Source organism: Pseudomonas qingdaonensis (genome assembly GCF_018398475.1).
GTDB lineage: Bacteria > Pseudomonadota > Gammaproteobacteria > Pseudomonadales > Pseudomonadaceae > Aquipseudomonas > Aquipseudomonas palmensis.
The window spans coordinates 3762617-3781616 of the sequence record NZ_CP074676.1; the positions used below are offsets into that span (position 1 = coordinate 3762617).

General features: G+C 66.3%; 9 protein-coding genes and 2 pseudogenes. 6 read left to right on the plus strand and 5 right to left on the minus strand.

The features are described from left to right. The 4 genes from KH389_RS17070 to KH389_RS17085 form a co-directional block, all read right to left on the minus strand. On the minus strand, positions 1-285 hold the full coding sequence (locus KH389_RS17070; protein WP_043861156.1) for a hypothetical protein: 285 nt from the start codon (positions 283-285) through the stop codon (positions 1-3). Then, entirely contained in the window at positions 285-1646 is a 1362-nt protein-coding gene (locus KH389_RS17075) for a sensor histidine kinase (RefSeq protein WP_088515198.1), read from the minus strand. Before KH389_RS17075 ends, KH389_RS17070 begins: the two co-directional genes overlap by 1 nt. Further along, positions 1643-2353: a response regulator transcription factor gene (locus tag KH389_RS17080; protein ID WP_213605856.1), complete on the minus strand. Its 711-nt coding sequence runs from the start codon at positions 2351-2353 to the stop codon at positions 1643-1645. The genes KH389_RS17075 and KH389_RS17080 overlap by 4 nt, the downstream gene beginning before the upstream one ends. 105 nt (positions 2354-2458) lie before the next feature. Then, entirely contained in the window at positions 2459-4675 is a 2217-nt protein-coding gene (locus tag KH389_RS17085; RefSeq protein WP_213605857.1) for a TonB-dependent siderophore receptor, read from the minus strand. 657 nt (positions 4676-5332) lie between these two features. On the opposite strand from KH389_RS17085, the pseudogene KH389_RS27820 reads away from it, so the two are divergent. From KH389_RS27820 to KH389_RS17095, 3 genes and pseudogenes are all read left to right on the plus strand, one after another. Beyond that, positions 5333-6292, plus strand: a pseudogene (locus KH389_RS27820) (PDC sensor domain-containing protein); the annotation flags it as partial. Positions 6293-6685: 393 nt separating this feature from the next. Beyond that, a pseudogene (locus KH389_RS27825) lies at positions 6686-7198 on the plus strand (methyl-accepting chemotaxis protein); the annotation flags it as partial. A 198-nt stretch (positions 7199-7396) separates the two neighbouring features. Further along, a complete protein-coding gene (locus KH389_RS17095) occupies positions 7397-8548 on the plus strand; it encodes a cysteine desulfurase family protein (RefSeq protein WP_213605859.1) in 1152 nt (383 codons plus the stop codon). A gap of 106 nt (positions 8549-8654) precedes the next feature. Here the strand turns inward: KH389_RS17095 and KH389_RS17100 are convergent, their stop codons facing one another. Then, positions 8655-10034 (minus strand): amino acid permease, encoded by a 1380-nt coding sequence (locus KH389_RS17100; protein ID WP_043861150.1) that lies wholly within the window; start codon positions 10032-10034, stop codon positions 8655-8657. Positions 10035-10565: 531 nt separating this feature from the next. Between KH389_RS17100 and KH389_RS17105 the strand changes: the two genes are divergently transcribed. From KH389_RS17105 to KH389_RS17115, 3 genes are all read left to right on the plus strand, one after another. Then, the gene (locus tag KH389_RS17105; RefSeq protein WP_043861149.1) at positions 10566-10970 is read left to right on the plus strand and encodes a hypothetical protein; all 405 of its coding nucleotides are present in this window, start codon (positions 10566-10568) and stop codon (positions 10968-10970) included. Positions 10971-11063: 93 nt separating this feature from the next. Then, the gene (locus KH389_RS17110; RefSeq protein ID WP_213605860.1) at positions 11064-17645 is read left to right on the plus strand and encodes an SDR family NAD(P)-dependent oxidoreductase; all 6582 of its coding nucleotides are present in this window, start codon (positions 11064-11066) and stop codon (positions 17643-17645) included. Positions 17646-17679: 34 nt separating this feature from the next. Next, the gene (locus KH389_RS17115; RefSeq protein ID WP_054915169.1) at positions 17680-18996 is read left to right on the plus strand and encodes a flavin-containing monooxygenase; all 1317 of its coding nucleotides are present in this window, start codon (positions 17680-17682) and stop codon (positions 18994-18996) included. Positions 18997-19000 lie beyond the last annotated feature (4 nt).

The window sequence follows — 19000 nt, forward strand, 5'->3', positions numbered from 1 at the left end:
TCACAGGCTCCACAACTGCGGCCAGAAGCCGACCGCCGCCAACGGCACCGCCAGCGCCGCCGGCCACCACGCACGCAGGGCATCGCGACTGGCGAAGGCCCACAGGAACGCGCAGGTGTAGAACGCAAAGGACGGCAGGCTGGCCACGATCACCGCATCCACCGCAGGCATTGGCAGCACACGGGCCAGAAAAGCCGTGGCCGCATAGCTGAATGCATAGCCGCCCAGCAAGGCGGCTGCCGCGCGCGACACAATCAACAACCAGACCGGTCGGGTGTTGCTCATCAGGTTTCTCCTTGTGCTGCCGCTGGCAGGCGCAGGTTCACGCGCAGGCCCGGCTTGAGGTTCTGTGCCCATACCTGGCCGCCCTGCAACTGCACCCGGCAACGGGCGATCGTCAGGCCAAGGCCGAAGCCGTCGCCGCCCGGGCGTGCGGCGTCGAGTCGGGTGAAGGGTTGGAAGATGGTCTCCAGCGCAGCCTCGGCCACGCCGGGGCCCTGGTCGTCGATCCACAGGTGCCAGCAATCGCCATCGCGCCGGCCGCCCAGGCGCACCTGCCCGTTGGCAGGCGAATGGCGGATGGCATTGCGCACGATGTTTTCCATCGCCTGGGCCAGGCCGTTGAGGTGGCCGCGCACCAGGCAGTCTTCGGTGAGCGCCATGGGCAGTTGCCCCTCACGCCAGCCGGACTCGAAACAGGCGTTCTCGCGTACCACCTCCCACAGGGTCTGCACCTCGACCGTGTCCAGCGCCAGTTGCGGGCGCTCGGTGCCGAGCCACACCAGCTCCAGGGTGTCGTCGACCAGCTGGCGCATGCACTGCACCTCGCGGGTCAGGCGCTCGCGCAACACGTCATCGTCGGGCTCGTTTTCGGCGGCCATGTGCAGGCGCGTCAACGGCGTGCGCAACTCGTGGGACAGGTCGGCGAGCAGGCGCTGCTGCAGCGACACGGTCTTTTCGAGGCGCTCGGCCATGTGGTCGAAGGCCCGCCCCAGATCGCCCAGTTCGTCGCTACGCCGGGAAATCGCCGGGTCGACCCGGGTGTCCAGGCGGTCGGCACGCAGGGCATTGGCCTGGGCGCGCAGGTGCGCCAGCGGGCCGATCAGCACGCGATACAGCAGAAAACCCGCCAGCAGTGCCAACAGCGCCGGCAGTAGCCCGTGGATCAGCAGTTGCACCAGCAGCGGACGCATCGACGGCATGAAGCGCTCGGGCAACTGGATCACCAGCCTGCCGGCCTGGGGCGCCTCGGGGAACGGCACGCTGATCGCCGGCAGCTCGGTGGAGCGCTTGCTCATGGGCCAGTCGAGCTCGCGCATGAACGTCACGTACTTCTGCTGCTCATCGGTCAGCGTCTGGCTGCTCAACGAGCGCAGGTCGCTGCCCAGCACCAGCGCCCAGCCCGGCTCGCGGATCTTCAGGTCGGCCAGCCACCGGTCGACGCCTGGCGTACCGCCGCTGCGCCACGCCGCGTGGGCCTCCACGGCGTAGCCCTTGAGCACCTGGCGCGCCTCCTCGCTCAGGTGATAGCTCCTGCGCTCCAGGTGCGCACCGCCCGAGCGGCTGAACCAGATGATCGACAGGCACAGCACCACCAGCAGCGCGCACAGTTTCCACAGCAGCGAGTGCCGTCCGGGCAAGCTCATGCCGGCACCTGTGTCAGCACGTAGCCCTTGCCCCATACCGTGGCCAGGCGGCCGGCATAGCCGATGGCGGCCAGCTTGCGGCGCACGTGGCTGACGTGCATGTCCAGCACGCGGTCCTGCTGGGAGAACGGCCTGTGCAGCACCTGCTGGTAGAGGAACGGCTTGCTCAGCACTTCCTCGGGGTGCGCCAGCAGCACTTGCATCAGGCGGTACTCGATGGGGGTGAAGCTGGCCACCGCAGTGCCCAGCTGCATGTCCTGGCGCATGTCCTTGCGCAGCGCCGCCGGCTCGCCCTGCGCGCCTTCCGGCGCGGCCCGCTCATAGGCAACCCGGCGCAGCACCGCATCGATGCGCACGTCCATCTCGTTCATGCTGAACGGCTTGGGCAGGTAGTCGTCGGCGCCCTGGCTGAAGCCGACGATGCGGTCCTGCTCGGCACCCAGTGCCGACATCAGGATCACCGGCACCATGAACCGCTCGCGCAGTTCACCCAGCAGTTGCAGGCCGTCGCGACCGGGCAGGAGGATGTCCATGAGGATCAGGTCGAAGGCCGTCCAGACCTGCAGGTCGGTGCTGTCGTCCACGCCATGACAGACGCTCACATCGAAACCGCGGCGACGCAGGTGCTGTTCCAGATGGGCCGCCAGCAGCGGATCGTCCTCGACGGCCAGAATCTTCGTGGCAGGTTGTGCTGATAGATAACTCACGCTTCACCTTGGGTAGTACGGGTGTAGAGGGCCTGAAAACACAAAAAGCCGCCCCGGGCCGATCGATGCGCGATCGACCCGGGGCAGCCTGTAGGCAATGGCGGCTCAGAACGAGATGTTCAGTGCCGCGAACAGCGCCCGGCCCGGCTGGTTGTAGGTGTTGGCGCCCGAACTGCTGGCGTTGCCACCCCGGTGGATCTGCTTGTCGAACACGTTGTTCACGCCAAAGCGCACGTCGTAGTTCTTGGTGATCTTGTAGCCGGTGCTCACATCGACCAGGCCGTAGGCTTCGACGTCCTGCTGGGCATCCAGGTCGTAGTTCTGCTGGGTGCGGTAGTTGTAGGTCGGCGACTTCTGCTTGCCGAAATAGGTACCGGCGACCTGGAACGACAGCTTGTCGGTGGCACGCCAGTCCAGGGTGCTGTTGACCGTGTACTTGGGAATCACGCTCAGCGGCTCGCCGGTGTCGCGGTTGTCGTTGTTGAGCATCAGGGTGAGGTTGGTGTTCCAGTCCAGCGACGGGGTCAGCTCGACGAAGAAGTTGCCTTCTACCCCTTCCACCAGTGCCTTGCCGGCGTTTTCCCACTGGGTCACGCGGCGACCGCTGTTGATGTCGTAGATCACGTCGGTGCCACCGATGATCTTGTTCTTGTAGTCGTTGCGAAAGTACGTCGCGCTGGTGCGCCAGGTGCCACGGTCGTAGAGCAGGCCGATTTCCTTGTTGACGCTGGTTTCGGGGTCGAGGTTGGGGTTGCCCTGCAGGTAGCAGCCGCCGTTGTTGGTCTGCTGGGTGCTGCAACCGTTGCCCCGGCTGTAGAGCAGGTAGTTGGGGTTGGCCTGGTACAGGTTCGGGGTCTTGTAGGCCCGTGCGATACCGCCCTTGACGGTGAGGTCGTCGGTGAGCTTGTGCGCCACGTTCAGGCTCGGGCTGTAGTTGTCGCCGAACTCTTCGTGGTGATCCAGGCGCAGGCCCGGGGTGATGGTGGTGTCGCCGATCACGATGTTGTCTTCGGCGAACAGGGCGAAGCTCTTGGCCGACATCTTCGAGTCGCTGCGATCGAAGCCTGCGATTTCATTGCCGGCACCACCGCTGGGGTCGAAGCTTTGCGGGCGCAGCGAGCCCTTGTCGTTGAGCACTTCGTACAGGTACTCGCCACCCAGGGTCAGCACATGTTCGCTGCTGTCGAAGCTGAACGGCAGGTTCACTTCGCTGGACAGGCGCGTGTTGCGCAGGCGCGACATGTCGGCACCGGTGTCGTTGATCGAGCCTTCCGGGCCACCGGCCAGGCCTTCGTTGAGGCGCCAGTTGCGCACGTATTCATACGACAGCGACGACTTGGTCGAGCCCCACTGGAAGTCGCCCAGGTGCGTGAGGTCGTAGGTGCTGCGCTGCATTACGTTGGTTTCGTGGCCGTACAGGCTGGAGATGCGCTCCACGTCACCGCCGCCGTTGCTGTTCATGGTGTCGCCGGCGTAGATGTTGCCCTGGCGGCTGTAGCCGCTGCCCAGCTCCAGGCGGTGCTCATCGTTCAGGCGCCAGCTGAGCAGGCCGTTGATGTCCTTGTTGCGCACGCCTTCGCGGCCGGCCACCAGCGCGCTGTTGGCGCTCTTGGCGTTGATGTCCAGGTCATCGGCGTCGGTCTTGGCCAGGCCGCCATACACACGGAACGCCAGGTCGTCGGTGAGGCCGCCGCTGAGGCTGAAGTTGGTGCGCTTGCTGGCGCCTTCGGCGTGGTCTTCGGGCAGCGTGGTGAACAGGCTGACGTTGCCCTGCAGCTCCTGGGTGGGGCGCTTGGTGATGATGTTGACCACCCCGCCCATTGCGCCGGAGCCATAGCGTGCAGCAGCCGGGCCGCGCAGGAACTCGATGCGCTCCACCGCCTCGGCCGGTACCCAGTTGGTTTCGCCACGGGTGTCGCGGTCGCCGTTCCAGCCGTAGCGCACTGCGTTGCGGGCGCTGGAGGGCTTGCCGTCGATCAGGATCAGGGTGTTTTCCGGGCCCATGCCGCGCAGGTCGATCTGGCGGTTGTTGCCGCGCGCGCCGCTGGCGCTGTTGCCGGTGAGGTTGACCCCCGGTTCGCGACGGATGATGTCGGACAGGTCGTTGGCGGGCGGGTGACGCTTGATGTCCTCGGCGGTGATGATCGAAGAGCCCAGTGCCTGCTTGGCTTCCTGCTCGGCGGTGACCATGGTGTTCTGGATCACCAGGGTGTTCTCGCCGTTCTGCTCGTCATCGGCCTGGGCCGAGGTGGCAATCAGGGCCGGCGATGACAGCGCGACAAAGGCCCAGGCCAGGCTGTTGGGGGTACTTCTGGACTGCATTTCACGTCTCCGTCACATCAAGCACAAGGGCAGCCTGCACGGCAGGGCTGCCACAAAGAGACGCCAAATATAATGATTCTCAAATGGGTTTAAATCTTATTTACGAAATTTACATATGGTTCCGCCTGGGCTGATAACCAATCTGTCTAATTTAATAAACAAACCATCACTCATCACCCACGAAAAAACGGAAACATCGGCAATTTTGCGTTTTATCTGCGAGCACCCCGCATCAAAGTGGAAATATTAATTGACACTTGTCTGTCAATTTTCTTATGGTCCGTGCCTCCTGTATGCCATCACTGCGCCACCCCTGCCGAGCACCGCCCAACGATGCCCACCCGCGATCCAGAGCGGGCCGTTGCTGCTCGACACCGTGAAATCAAGGACCTGATCATGTTGCTGCGTCGCCTGCGAATTCAATGGAAGATCACCTTGCTGGCGGGCCTGTGCCTGCTGGCCGTCGTGGTGGTGCTGATGGTGGCGACACGGGTGCAGTCCTCGCGCAGCGCCACGCTGGTGAGCAGCGCCAGCACCCAGATGCTCGACCAGAACGCGCGCCTGCGCCTGCACACCTACGCGCAGCTGCAGGCGGCGCAGATCCAGCGCTACTTCCAGAGCGCCTACCTGTACGGCAACGGTTTTGCAGACCTGGTGATGTACCTGCGCGCCCAGGGCAATGGCGACCTGCGCCAGGCCCTGACCCGCGAAACCGAACGGGCGCTGGGCAACAACCCCGAACTGCTCGGGCTGTACCTGGTGTTCCTGCCCGATGCGCTGGACGGCAAGGACGCGGCCTTCGTCAACCAGGCCGGCGCGGGCAGCAACGAGGCCGGACGGTTCTCGTTGTACTGGTCGCAGCCCAGCCCCGGCACCCTGGAGCGCGAGGCGATGCCTGAATCGATGCTCGCCGACACCAGCGTCTCGGCCAATGGCTCGGTCTCCAATCGCTGGCTGACCTGCACCCTGGAGAGCGGTGACACCTGCATGGTGGAGCCCTACTTCGACACCGTGGGCGACCGCACCCCGCTGACCACCAGCATCTCCATCCCTCTCAAGCACAACGGCAAGCTGATCGGCGTGCTGGGTGTGGACATCAGCCTGGACAACCTGCAGCTGCTGAGCCTGGAGGGGCGCAAGGACCTGTTCGACGGCAACGGGCAGGTGAGCATCGTCAGCGCGACCGGCCTGCTGGCCGGGCACAGCGAGGACAGCGGCCAGTTGAGCAAGCACTTCGAGCAGGTGTTCGGCACCGACTCCAGGGCCCTGGCCGAACAGATGCGTGCCGGCAAGGCGGCCGAATTCAACGACAACGGCCTGCTGCAGGTGAGCCAGTCGTTCGCCCCGGTGCCCGGTGCCCAGCCGTGGAGCGTGCTGCTGGAGGTGCCCGAGCAGGTGCTGCGTGCGCCGGCCGTGGCACTCAACAATCGCCTGGACACCTACAATGCCAGCGCCAACCTCAGCAGCCTGTTGATGGCACTGGTGGCCGCGCTGGTGGGGTTACTGGTGATCTGGCTGACCGCGCGCGGCGTGACCCGCCCGATACTGGACGTGGCGGCGATGCTCAAGGACATCGCCAGTGGCGAGGGCGACCTGACCCGGCGCCTGGAGTATGCGGGCAAGGACGAGCTGGGTGAGCTGGCGGGCTGGTTCAACCGGTTTCTCGACAAGCTGCAGCCGGTGATTGCCGACGTGAAGGCCTCGGTGCACGACGCACGCGGCACCGCCGACCAGTCGGCGGCACTGGCCAGCCAGACCAGCGCCGGTATGCATCAGCAGTACCGCGAGGTGGACCAGGTGGCGACGGCGTCGCACGAGATGAGCGCGACTGCGCAGGATGTGGCGCGCAACGCCGCACAGGCCGCCGAGGCTGCGCGCGGCGCCGACCATGCCAGCCGCGAAGGCCTGGAGCTTATTGGCGACACCACCCGCGCCATCGAACAACTGGCCGGCGAGATGACCACCAGCATGCAGGAGGTGGAACACCTGGCCACGCGCAGCGAGCAGATCGGCTCGGTGCTGGACGTGATCCGTTCGATTGCCGGGCAGACCAACCTGCTGGCGTTGAATGCCGCCATCGAGGCAGCGCGGGCGGGGGAAGCCGGGCGTGGCTTTGCGGTGGTGGCCGATGAAGTGCGCAACCTGGCCAAGCGCACCCAGGACTCGGTGGACGAGATTCGCGTCGATATAGAAGGGCTGCAGCAAGGCACCCGCGAGGTGGTGGAGGCCATGCACAACAGCCACCGCCAGGCGCAGGACAGCGCGGCGCGTGTGGAGCAGGCATTGCCGGCCCTGCAGCGCATTGGCGATGCGGTGGCGGTGATCACCGACATGAACCTGCAGATCGCTTCGGCGGCGGAGGAGCAGAGTGCCGTGGCCGAAGAAGTGAACCGCAACGTGGCGAGCATTCGCGACGTGACCGAATCGTTGTCCGGGCAAGCCGAGGAATCGGCGCAGATCAGCCAGACACTCAACCGTCTGGCCAATCATCAGCAGGGGCTGATGGCGATGTTCAGGGTGTGATGCGGTTGGCGAGGCGCAACGGTTTAGGCATGAATACGGTCGGCGGCGCGCCATAACGAAAAAAATACTAACTCTTTGGATTCAAATAGAAGATTTTTTCTACAAACACCAAACAAACCGAACAACAGTCAAAAATTTTCTCCGTCATCGTCGGTAGGCTACCTACCTGCCCTTCACGTGCACAAAAAGACGATGACCATGCCAGAACTACCGCTGTACCTCGACTACGCCGCTACTACTCCGGTCGATGACCGGGTGATCGAAGCCATGCTGGCCTGCCTCGGCCGCCAGGGCAATTTCGGCAACCCCGCCTCCACTGGCCACGGCTATGGCCAGGCCGCCCGACAGGCCGTGGACCACGCGCGCCAGCAAGTGGCCGACCGGGTTGGCGCTACCGCAGACGCCCTTGTATGGACCTCGGGCGCCACCGAGTCCAACAACCTGGCCCTCAAAGGCATTGCCCAGGGCCAGCCTGGGCGCCGTCACCTGATCACCAGTTGCCTGGAGCACAAGGCGGTGATCGACACCGCCCATGAACTGGAGCGCCAGGGCCACACGGTCACCTGGCTCAAGCCCGATGCACAGGGGCTGATCCAGCCCGAGGCCGTGCAGGCGGCCTTGCGCGAGGACACCGCACTGGTGTCGTTGATGTGGGTGAACAACGAACTCGGCACCCTCACCGACATTGCCCGCATCGGCGACATCGTGCGCGAACACGGCGCACTGCTGCACGTGGACGCGGCGCAGGCGGTGGGCAAGGTGGCCATCGACCTGGGCACGCTGGCGGTCGACCTGATGTCGTTTTCGGCGCACAAGGTCTATGGGCCCAAAGGCATCGGTGCGCTCTACGTCGGCCCGCGTGCGCGCCCCGTGCTGCAGGCGCAGATGCATGGCGGCGGGCACGAGGGCGGTATGCGCTCGGGTACGCTGGCCACGCATCAGATTGTGGGCATGGGCGCGGCGTTCGAGCTGGCGGGCGTGCAAGGTGATGCGCAAAGCATGCGCATCGAGCAACTGAGCCAGCGCCTGCGTGAAGGCTTGCTGGCCCTGCCGGGCGTGACCCTGAATGGGTGCGCGCAGCAGCGCATCCCGCACACCTTGAACCTGTGCATCAGCCGCAGCGGGTTCAACAGCGCGCAGGTGGCCGGCAGCCTGGCGCTGTCGTCGACCTCCGCGTGCAGCTCGGCCACCCAGGCCCCTTCGCATGTGCTGCTGGCACTGGGGCTGGATGCCGGCCAGGCGCTGAGCAGTGTGCGGGTGAGCGTGGGGCGGTACACCGAGATGGCGGATGTGGAGCGGGCAATCGAGGTGTTCAGGGCTGCGCTGCAGGCGCCGGCAGGGTTCTGGTAAAGCGGCCTGCAGGAGCCGGCCTTGCCGGCGATGGTGCGTATAGCACCCCTGGCCCGGCATGGCCGGGCATCGCCAGCAAGGCTGGCTCCTACACCCTTGCCACGGCTTACTCGGCTTGCACGTAAGCCGCCGGTTTGTCGGCCACCCGATTGCGCTTCACGAAATAGGCCACCACCACCAGCACCGTGGTGGCCGCGATGAACCACAGTTGCAGGCGTGATGCCGGGTCGATGGCCTGGCTGCCGATCACGGCGAGCAGCGCAAGCAGTGCCACGACGTTGGCATAAGGGAAGAACCAGGCGCGGAAGGCCTTGGGGTCGACCGGTTCGTGACGGGTTTTCAGGCGCATGGCCAGGTGGGCAATGATGATGAAGATCCACACGATCATCACGAAGGTGCCGCTGCTCTTGGCCAGGGTCATGAACAGGTCGCCGCCGCTGAGAAAGTGCACGGTCAGAATCGTCAGGCAGATGCACAGGCTGAGCAGCAAGGCATTGAGCGGCACGCCCTTGGCCGTGGTGTGCGAGAACAGCTTGGGCGCATGCCCACGCTGGCTCAAGGAGAACAGCATGCGCGAGTTGGAGAACATGAACGAGTTCATCACCGACATGAACGAGACGAACAGCACGATCTTCATCGCCACCGCCGCGCCGCCGAACCCGGCCAGGGTGAACAGCGACACATAGGGCGACGCCAGGTTGGCCTTGTCGGTCCACGGCAGGCACAGGATCAGGATCGACACCGAGCCCACGTAGAACAGCATCACGCGCAGGATCACGCTCTTGATCGCGCGGATCACGTTGCGGCGCGGGTTCTCGGACTCGCCAGCCGCCACGGCGGCGATTTCACTGCCGCCCAGCGAGAAGATCACCACGATCACCCCCGCCATCACCGGCGACAGGCCATTGGGCATGAAGCCGTCGTGCGCGGTCAGGTTCACCAGGCCAGGGGACGGGATGTCGCTGTGCAGGCCGAGCAGTATCGACACGCCCAGCAGCATGAAGATGAGGATGGTGGCGACCTTCAGCGCGGCCAGCCAGTACTCCACTTCGGCGAACGACTTCACCGAGTAGGCGTTGCTCGCCATCAGGGTCACCAGCATGATGAACGCACCCGCCCAGATCGGCAGCCAGGGCAGAAAGTCATGCAGGATGGCGCCCAGCAGCACGGCCTCCAGGGTGATCGTCATCATCGACTTGAACCAGTACAGCCAGCCGACGGTAAAGCCGGCCCACTCGCCCAGGTACATGTTGGCGTAGGTGGAGAACGACCCCGCATCGGGGGTGCGGCAGGCCATCTCGCCAAGCATGAACATCACCAGGGTGACCACGATGCCGCCGATGAAGTACGACAGGATCGCGGCGGGGCCGGCCGACGCGATCAGCGAGCCGGAGCCCATGAAAAGCCCAGCCCCGATCACGCCCCCCAGCGCGATCATGGTGATGTGACGTTGCTTCAGGCTCTGCTTGAGACTGTTGGATTGCATTTCCTTTACCTCTCTTATTATTGGGAGAAGACGGCAACGTTCTGCAGCGAGATGACGCGTCACGCTTGCAGAAGGCCGCTCCTCACGCAGGCATCGTCATGTGCCTGCGCCGCACGCTTCAGCCTTTTTCAGGCAATGGCTATCAGGGTGGCACCTTGGACGGCAAGGCCGGCTACCTCAAGCGATTTCTGCGCACAACATCCTGCATTTTTTTCCTGAGGGGCTGCAGCGGGTTTGTGGTAGGCGGCGAGCGAGTGGGCCCTGACGGTCATGTGCCGGCAGGGCTCGCAACTATCGGATAAATAAAACTTTATTCACCCGGTTATTACTTGATAACTTCACCTGCCGTGAAGCGGTTGATAACGTTTTAAGTCTCGCGCCCTAAGTAGTACGACTCTCGACCCGGCTCCCCTTCTTTGGTATTCCCCCACCGCGGCTTGCTTGACACACAAGTACCGCCCTCGCAATGCTTGCCCCCAGCAAAACCCCACGATGAATAACAACAATAACAATTGAACAAGGAGTTCGCCGATGCTTGGCTACTATGCGCAATACAGTAGTGTGTACATCACCACCCTGATGATCGTGACCACGCTGTTCTTCGCCCTGCCGATCTTCATTGCGCCACTCACCTGGGCGCGCCTGATGCAATGGACCATCCCGGAACATACCCACCTGGCCATCTATTTCGGCCGCTGCCTGGGCGCGTTCATTCTGGTGGTTGAAGTGGCCATGTTGCGCTCGGCCACCACCGGCACCAGTTTCAGTTATGCCTTCGACATACTCTTCGTGGTATTCACCCTGATGTTTGTGGTGCATGTCTATGGCGCGATAAAACGTATTCAGCCTATTACCGAAACACTGGAAATCGGCTTCTGGATGATTCTGTTCGTATTGAACATGCTGTTCTACCCCACCACCAGCATTACCCTTTAATACCTGACCCAGCCACTTGAAGGCTGACGCCACCGCGGCGTCGGCCTCTGTGTGCCTGCCCGTCGCCTGTCAACTTTTATTCAGGAATTGAAGATGCTCGATACCGAGGAAGCCCGTTCGCACGCCGCCTTGATGGATCTGGTGCGTCAACTGCTGGAGCAGGCGACCGGTGTCGAGGCCCACACCCTGTACAACGATGCGCCCTTCCACGAGATCGGCCTCACGTCGCTGGCCATCCTGAATTTCAACGAGCTGATCCAGCCCCTCTTCGCCGACCTGAACAAGACCCTGCTGTTCGACTGCCGCTGCATCCGCGACGTTGCCACGCACCTGCTGCGCGAGCATCCGCAGGCCAGCGCCAGCTACCTGCAGGGCCGCCCGCCCAGCCCGCCCCCACCGGCCGCAGGCGTCGAGGCCTGGCCCTCGATTGCCCCCCTGGCGCCGTGCAACGAGGAGCCCGCTGGCGATATCGCCATTGTCGGCCTGCATGGCCGCTTCCCCGGTGCCGACGACCTGGATGCGCTGTGGCGCAACCTGCTGGCGGGTGTCGACTCGGTGAGCGAGATACCCGCCGAGCGCTGGCCGCTGGACGGTTTTTTCGCCGCGGGCACCGACGCCCGCAGCAGCGGCCTGAGCTATGCCAAATGGGGCGGTTTTCTACCCGATATCGATCGGTTCGATGCGCAGTTCTTCGCCATCGCCCCGCGTGAAGCCGCCTGCCTCGACCCGCAGGAGCGGCTGTTTCTCGAATGCGCCTGGCATGCCCTGGAAGACAGCGGCCACCTGGGCGAGCGCGGCCAGTTGCTGCGCGGCGCCCAGGGTGCGCTGGATGTCGGCGTGTTCGTCGGGATCACCAGCAACACCTACCCCCTGCTCGGCCCTGCCCTGTGGCAGGCCGGGCAACCGGCGATCCCCAGTGGCCTGCCGTGGTCGGTGGCCAACCGGGTGTCGTTCGCCCTGGACTTGTGCGGGCCGAGCCTGGCCATCGACACCGCCTGCTCGTCATCGCTCACGGCATTGCACAGCGCCATCGACAGCCTGCGCAAGGGCGAGTGCCGGGCAGCGCTGGTAGGTGCGGTCAACCTCTACACCCACCCCGCCAAGTACGTGCAGTTGTGCCAGCAGCACATGCTCTCGCCCACCGGACGTTGCCATGCGTTCGGCAGCGAGGCGGACGGCTTCGTGCCCGGTGAAGGGGTTGCGGCCGTGGTGCTCAAGCCGCTCGAGGTGGCCCGGCGCGACGGCGACCGGATACTGGCAGTGATCAAGGGCAGTGCGATCAACCACAGCGGGCGCACCAACGGCTACACCGTGCCCAGCGCCGGTGCCCAGGCCGCGCTGATCGAGCGGGCGCTGGCCGATGCCAGGGTACCGGCCGCCAGCATCAGCTACGTCGAAGCCCACGGCACCGGCACGCGCCTGGGCGACCCCATCGAGTTGCAAGGGCTCAGGCAGGCACTGGGCGGGCAACACTCGGCGACCTGCCATGTCGGCTCGATCAAGGCCAATTTCGGCCACCTGGAAGCGGCCGCCGGCATGGCCGGGCTGAGCAAGGTGGTGCTCCAGTTGCAGCACCGGCGCCTGGCGCCGTCGCTGCATGCCAGGGTGCTGAACCCCGACGCCGGGCTCGAGCACAGCCACCTGCAGATCGTGCGTGACACGCGCGATTGGACCAGCGACAACGGCCCGCGCCGCGCCGGCATCAGCTCGTTCGGCGCTGGCGGCGCCAATGCCCATGTGATTGTCGAACAGGCCCCCGAACCCACTCCGTCGAGCGCCAGCACGGGCCCGGCGGTGTACCCGCTGTCGGCGCGCAGCCAAGCGCAAGTGCGCGAACAGGCCGCCGCCCTGCTGGCCTGGTTGCAACGCCACCCCGACGCATCGGCCAACCAGCTCGCCTACACCCTGCAATGCTGCCGCCCGGCGTTCGACCATCGCTTCGCGCTGGTAGCTGCCGACTTGACGCAGTTGCAGGCTGGCCTGGAGCGCTTCGTGCAATCGATGCCGGGGGGCTATCAGGGCCGGCTGCTGCCCGGCACACCAACGCGCGAGCTGAGCGCCAGCGCCCCCAATGAACTGGCAGCGGCCTGGGTAGACGGCACGCTCGCCCGCTGGGGCCGCTTCTGGCCGCAGCCGCCCGGCCCACTGGCCGCGCCGCTCTACCCCTTTGCCAGGGACCGCTACTGGGTGCCGCGTGTGGCGTCGGCCGCGCCCCACGCCAGCACCCAGCTGCACCTGGATGCCGGCCAGTTCTTTCTGCGCGACCATGTGGTACAGGGCCAGCCGGTGCTGCCCGCCGCCGCCTACATCGACTTGTGCTGCAACCAGGCGCGCCGCCACGGCCTGGGCCTGCCGCTGACCCTGCACAAGCTGACCTGGGCCAGCCCGATCCGCGTCGAGCCCGGCCAGCAGCGCAGCATCGAATGCCGCAGCGAACGCACCCACGACGGTGTGCGCCTGGCGTTCCAGCCGCTGCCGGCCAGTGACCCCACCCCCAGTTTTCGTGGCGAGTGCCGCGCCGTGCAGGTGCCCGCCGACAGCCTGCCAAGCCTGGCGCAGGTGCGCAGCGAGTGCACCCGGCCGCTGGCCCTCGACGCGCTGTACCCCACCCTCGAGCGCCTGGGCATCGCCTACGGCCCCACCCTGCGCTGCATTGCCGGCGCGTGGCTGGGCGAGCAACAGGCGCTTACCGAACTGCACTGGCGCCCCGAGCAGCGCCCGGGCGAACCGCTGAGCACGCTGGACCCGGCGTTGCTCGATGCGGTGCTGCAAAGCGCCTTCGTCACCGCCGCCCAGGGCAATGCACAGATCGACACCACCTTCGTGCCCTACGCCTGCCAGGCCCTGCACGGCTACCGGCCCTTGACCGAGCGCTGCTTCGTGCACGTGCGCCCGCGTGCTGCCCAGGGCAGCCAGATGCGCCTGTACGACTTCCGGGTGTTCGATGCAGACGGCCAGGTGCTGATGGACATCGAGGCCTTTGCCTTTCGCGAGTACCGCGTCGACCCCGAGCATGCCGTGCATCTGCTCGAACCCTACTGGCAGCACCAGCCCGCCGCCCCGGCCGCGCCCGGGCCGATGCCCACCACACTGCTGCTGTGCGACGACCCGCAAGCCTTCGCCCAGTTACCCTCGCAACTGCGTGACGCCGCCTGGCGACTGGTACCCGCGCAGCAGTTCCACTACACCTCACCACGCACCGTCGAGGCCGACCTGGGCGATGCGCGCCACATCGACCTGTTGCTGCGCCTGCTGACCAGCCAGCAGCAGGTACCCGCACGCCTGCTGATCGACCTGCGCAGCACCGACAGCCAGGACGCCGGCCTGGGCGAAGGGCTGGACGCCGCCCTGGCCACCGCAGACCTGCTGCGCCACCTGTGCCAGGGCCAGAGCACCCCCGCGCTGCATACCCGGATCGTACTGCACCCCGGCCCTGTCAGTGCCCTTGAAGGGCTGCTGCGCTCGGTGGTGCAGGAGATCCCCAGCCTGAGCGCCAACCTGATCGAAACCAGCCACCAGCCCGGCAGCGCAGAGCGTGAAGCGCTGGCGCACGAACTGCTTGCGGCTGCGCAGCCCGGTGTCAACCGGGTATCGCTGTGCGAAGGGCAACGCCGCGTGGCGAGCCTGCGCTTTGTCACCCCGGGTGCCGGCACAGCGCCGACGCAACTGAGCGCCGGCGATGTGCTGGTGATCAGCGGCGGGCTGGGGGCCGTCGGCCGTGCACTGGGTGAAGCGCTGGCGAGCCTCGGCGGCCTGCGCCTGGCCGTGCTGGGCCGTCGCGCCCTCGATGCAGACGCTGCCCGATGGCTGGAGCGCCTCACGCACCTGGGCGCCGACGATGCCGCCTACTGGCAGGCCGACTGCGCCGATGCCGACTCGTTGCACGCTGCCCTGGCCAGCATTCGCCAGCGCTATGGCGCCTGCCACGGGGTGATTCACTGTGCCGGGGTTCTGCAGGACGGGTTCTTCCTGCGGCAACCTGCCCAGGAGCGCGCCAGCGTACTCCAGGGCAAGACCCTGGCCGCCCGCCATCTGGATGCAGCCACCGCCGATGACCCGCTGAAACTGTTCATGGTGTGCTCGTCGCTGGCCGGGGTGTACGGCAATGTCGGGCAGAGCGCCTACGCGCTGGCCAACGCCTGGCTCGACCGCTTCGTGCAGGCCCGCCAGCAGCGCTGTGCCAGCGGCCAGCGCCAGGGCCGCTCGCTGTCGATTGCCTGGCCACTGTGGCAGACCGACAACGGCATGCAGGCCCCGGCGCCGGTGCGCCAATGGCTGGCTCGCCATGGCCTGGCCCTGTTGCCGAGCGATCAGGGGGTGGCCACGTTCCTGCGCTGCCTCGCCTTGGCGCAAGCGGTGTTGATCCCGGTGTGCGGCAAGCGCGACGCGGTTGCGCGGTTGTTCGGCATCGAGGCGCCGCCTGCGACGCCTGTGCAGGTCGCGCCGCAGGCGGCCAGCGACGCGCCCTGCCTGCTCGACTACCTCACCCGTCAACTGGCCGAGGTGACGGCCACACCGCTGGACAAGGTCGACCCCGACACCTCGCTGGAGGTATTCGGCCTGGACTCGATCCTGGTGATGGAACTCAACGGCCGGCTTGAACAGCACTTCCCCACCCTGTCGAAGACCGTGCTGTTCGAAGTGCGCAGCCTGCGCGAGCTGGCCGCCCTGCTCGGCAACGAGCACCCGGCCGAAGTCGCCCGGCTGGCACCGGGCCCCGTGGTGGTCGAGCCGCCAGCACCCGCGCTGTCGGTGGTCACGCAGGGCACTGCCGACACCCAACGCCAGGACATCGCGATCATCGGCCTGGCCGGGCGCTACCCCGGCGCACGCGATGCCCAGGCGCTGTGGCAGCACCTGGCGGCCGGCGATGACCTGATCAGCGAAGTGACCTCGCGCTGGGAGCAACCGGGCGGCGACGACCAGCTGTATGCACGCTGGGGCGGCCTGGTGGATGATTTCGACTGCTTCGACCCGCTGTTCTTCGGCATCTCGCCGCGCGACGCCGAGCGCATGGACCCGCAGGAGCGCCTGTTTCTGCAAACCGCCTGGCATGCCGTGGAAGACGCCGGCTACACCCCGCAGAGCCTGTGCGGGCCGCGCCAGCCGGGCGTGGAGCGACGCCGCGTGGGGGTGGTCGCGGGGGTGATGTACGGCGAGTACCAGTTCTATGGTGCGTCGAGCTGGCCCGCGCGGCCGGCGACCCTGACCAACTCCTCGTATGCCTCGATCGCCAACCGCGTGTCGTTCTGCCTGGACCTTGAAGGCCCCTCGTTCGCCGTCGACAGCATGTGTTCGTCGTCGCTCACCAGCCTGCACCTGGCCTGCGACCTGATTCGCAGCGGCAGTTGCGAGCTGGCCCTGGCCGGCGGGGTGAACCTGTCGCTGCACCCGTACAAGTACCGCATGCTGTGCGAGCTGAACTTCGCCTCCACCCAGGGCCAGTGCCGCAGCTTCGGTGCCGGCGGCGACGGCTATGTGCCAGGTGAAGGCGTGGGCGTGGTGCTGCTCAAGCCGCTGGCCCAGGCCCTGCGCGACGGCGACCACGTGTACGGGGTGATCCGTGGCAGCGAGCTCAACCATGGCGGGCGCACCTCGGGCTATACCGTGCCCAACGCCGAAGCGCAGGCCCAGGTGATCGGCCGCGCCCTGCAGCGCTCGGGCCTGCCCGCCGCCAGGCTGGGCTATATCGAGGCCCACGGCACCGGCACCAGCCTGGGCGACCCGATCGAGATCCGTGGCCTGGGCAAGGCCCTGGCCGCCCAGGTACCCAGCGAGTGGCGCTGCCCCATCGGCTCGATCAAGGCCAATATCGGCCACCTGGAATCGGCCGCCGGCATGGCCGCGTTGACCAAGGTGCTGCTGCAGTTCAAGCACCGGCAACTGGCGCCGTCCATCCATGCCCAGCCGCTGAACCCGAACATCGATTTCAGCAACACGCCCTTCGTGGTGCAGCAGCGCCTGGCCGACTGGCCGGACCCTGCGGATGGCCTGCCCCGGGTGGCCGCCATCAGTTCGTTCGGGGCCGGCGGCGCCAATGCCCATGTGCTGATCGAGGACGCCCCGCTGCAAGCGCCACCCGCACCCACCGGCCCCCAGGCCTTTGTATTCAGCGCGCACAGCGCCGGGCAACTGCGCAGCTACCTGCAGCGCTTTGTCGACTGCCTGGAGCATGAACACGCCCTGGCACCGCAGCACCCCGAGCACTACCTGGGCCTGCGCTGCTTCACCACGCGGGACGTCGCCAGCACCCTGCTGCACGGGCGCCAGGCGTTCGAGCAAGCACGGTTGGCCGTGGTGGCCGACGACTTCGACGCGCTTCGCCGGCAGTTGAGCGAATGGTTGATGAACCCGCCGGGCGACGACGCACGGGTGCTGCTCAGTGGCCCGGCCCCTGCGCCCGAGTGTGCGGCGCTGGCCCGCACCTGGCTCGATGCGCACCTGCCCGCGACGCCGCCAGCGGCGACCCAGGCGTGGCGAAAGGTGCCGCTGCCCGGCTATGAGTTCTTGCGTCGTCGCTACTGGATCAGTACGCCGCCCACGGTGAGCAGCCCACCGCTGCCGGCGCCACCGCACGCTGCGCCCGCGGTGACGCCACAAGACATTCTCGACCGCCTGGCCCGCCGGGAAATCAGCCAGCAACAGGCCCGCGACCTGCTGCGTTCGATGCTCTGAATTCGCCTGTTTCCACCTTCAAGGGAGTGATGCAATGCAGCAGCCGACTATCGCCATCATCGGCGCCGGGGCCAGTGGCCTGGGCGTGGCAAAGGCCCTCGGCGAAGTGGGCCTGGCCTTCGAGATCATCGAGGCCACCGCGCGTTTCGGCGGCAACTGGCAGCCCGACGGCCCGGCCTCGAAAATGTATGAAGCGGTGCACCTGATCAGCTCCAAGCGCAACACCCAGTTCGCCGACTTCCCGATGCCCGAGCACTACCCGGACTACCCGCGGCACACCCAGGTGTTCGACTACCTGACGCAACTGGCCGAGCATTGCCAGCTGCAGCAGCACACCCGCTTCAACACCCGCGTCACCCACATGGACAAGACCGCCGACGGCTGGCTGCTGAGCTTCGACGACGGGCGCCAGGCCCGCTACGAGGCGGTGGTGGTATGCAACGGCCTGCTCGGCACGCCCAAGGTGCCGCAGTACCCCGGCACCTTCAGCGGGCAGGCCCTGCATGCCAGCGCGTACCGCAGCTCGGCACAGTTTCGCGGCAAGCGCGTGCTGGTGGTGGGTGGCGGCAACTCCGGTTGCGACATTGCCGTGGACGCCGCGCAAACCGCCAGCCTGGCGCTGCACTCGACCCGGCGCGGCTACCACTACATGCCCAAGTTCATCGATGGCCAGCCGACCCAGGAATGGCTGATGGACCAGGCGCCGAAATTTGCCGACGAGGACGAATACTGGGCGCACGTGGAGCGCAGCTTCAAGTTCGCCGGCTACGACGGGCGCGACTATGGCCTGCCCGCACCGGACCACGGCATTCGCGAATGCCACCCCATTCTCAACTCGCAGATTCTCTACTACATCGGCCATGGCGATGTGCAGGCCAAGCCCGACATCAGCCATTTCGACGGCCAGCAGGTGCACTTTTGCGACGCCAGCGTAGCCACCATCGACCTGATCGTATGGGCCACCGGCTACGGCATCGACCTGCCGTTTCTGCCGCTGCAGACCTTCGACTGGCAGCGCGATTTCGACTCGCTGTTTTTGCGCATGCTGCCGGCCGAGCACGACGACCTGGTGTTCGTCGGCTACCTCAACACGCCGTCGGGCATCGGCAACCTGGCCAACATGACCGGGCGCTTCGTGGCCGCCTACCTGCAGGCCCGTGCCTTGCGCAGCCCGGCCTGGCACACCGTGCAGCAGATCAAGCGTCAGCCGCAGCTGCTCGACCTGGGCCAGCAGCGCTTCATGCAGACCCAGCGCCACGCCCACGAAGTGGACCTGTGGAAGTTCATCCGGGCCGTGAACTTTCTGACCGCGCGGCTGCAGCCCTCGCCACCCTTGGCGCGTAGCGCCTGACCAT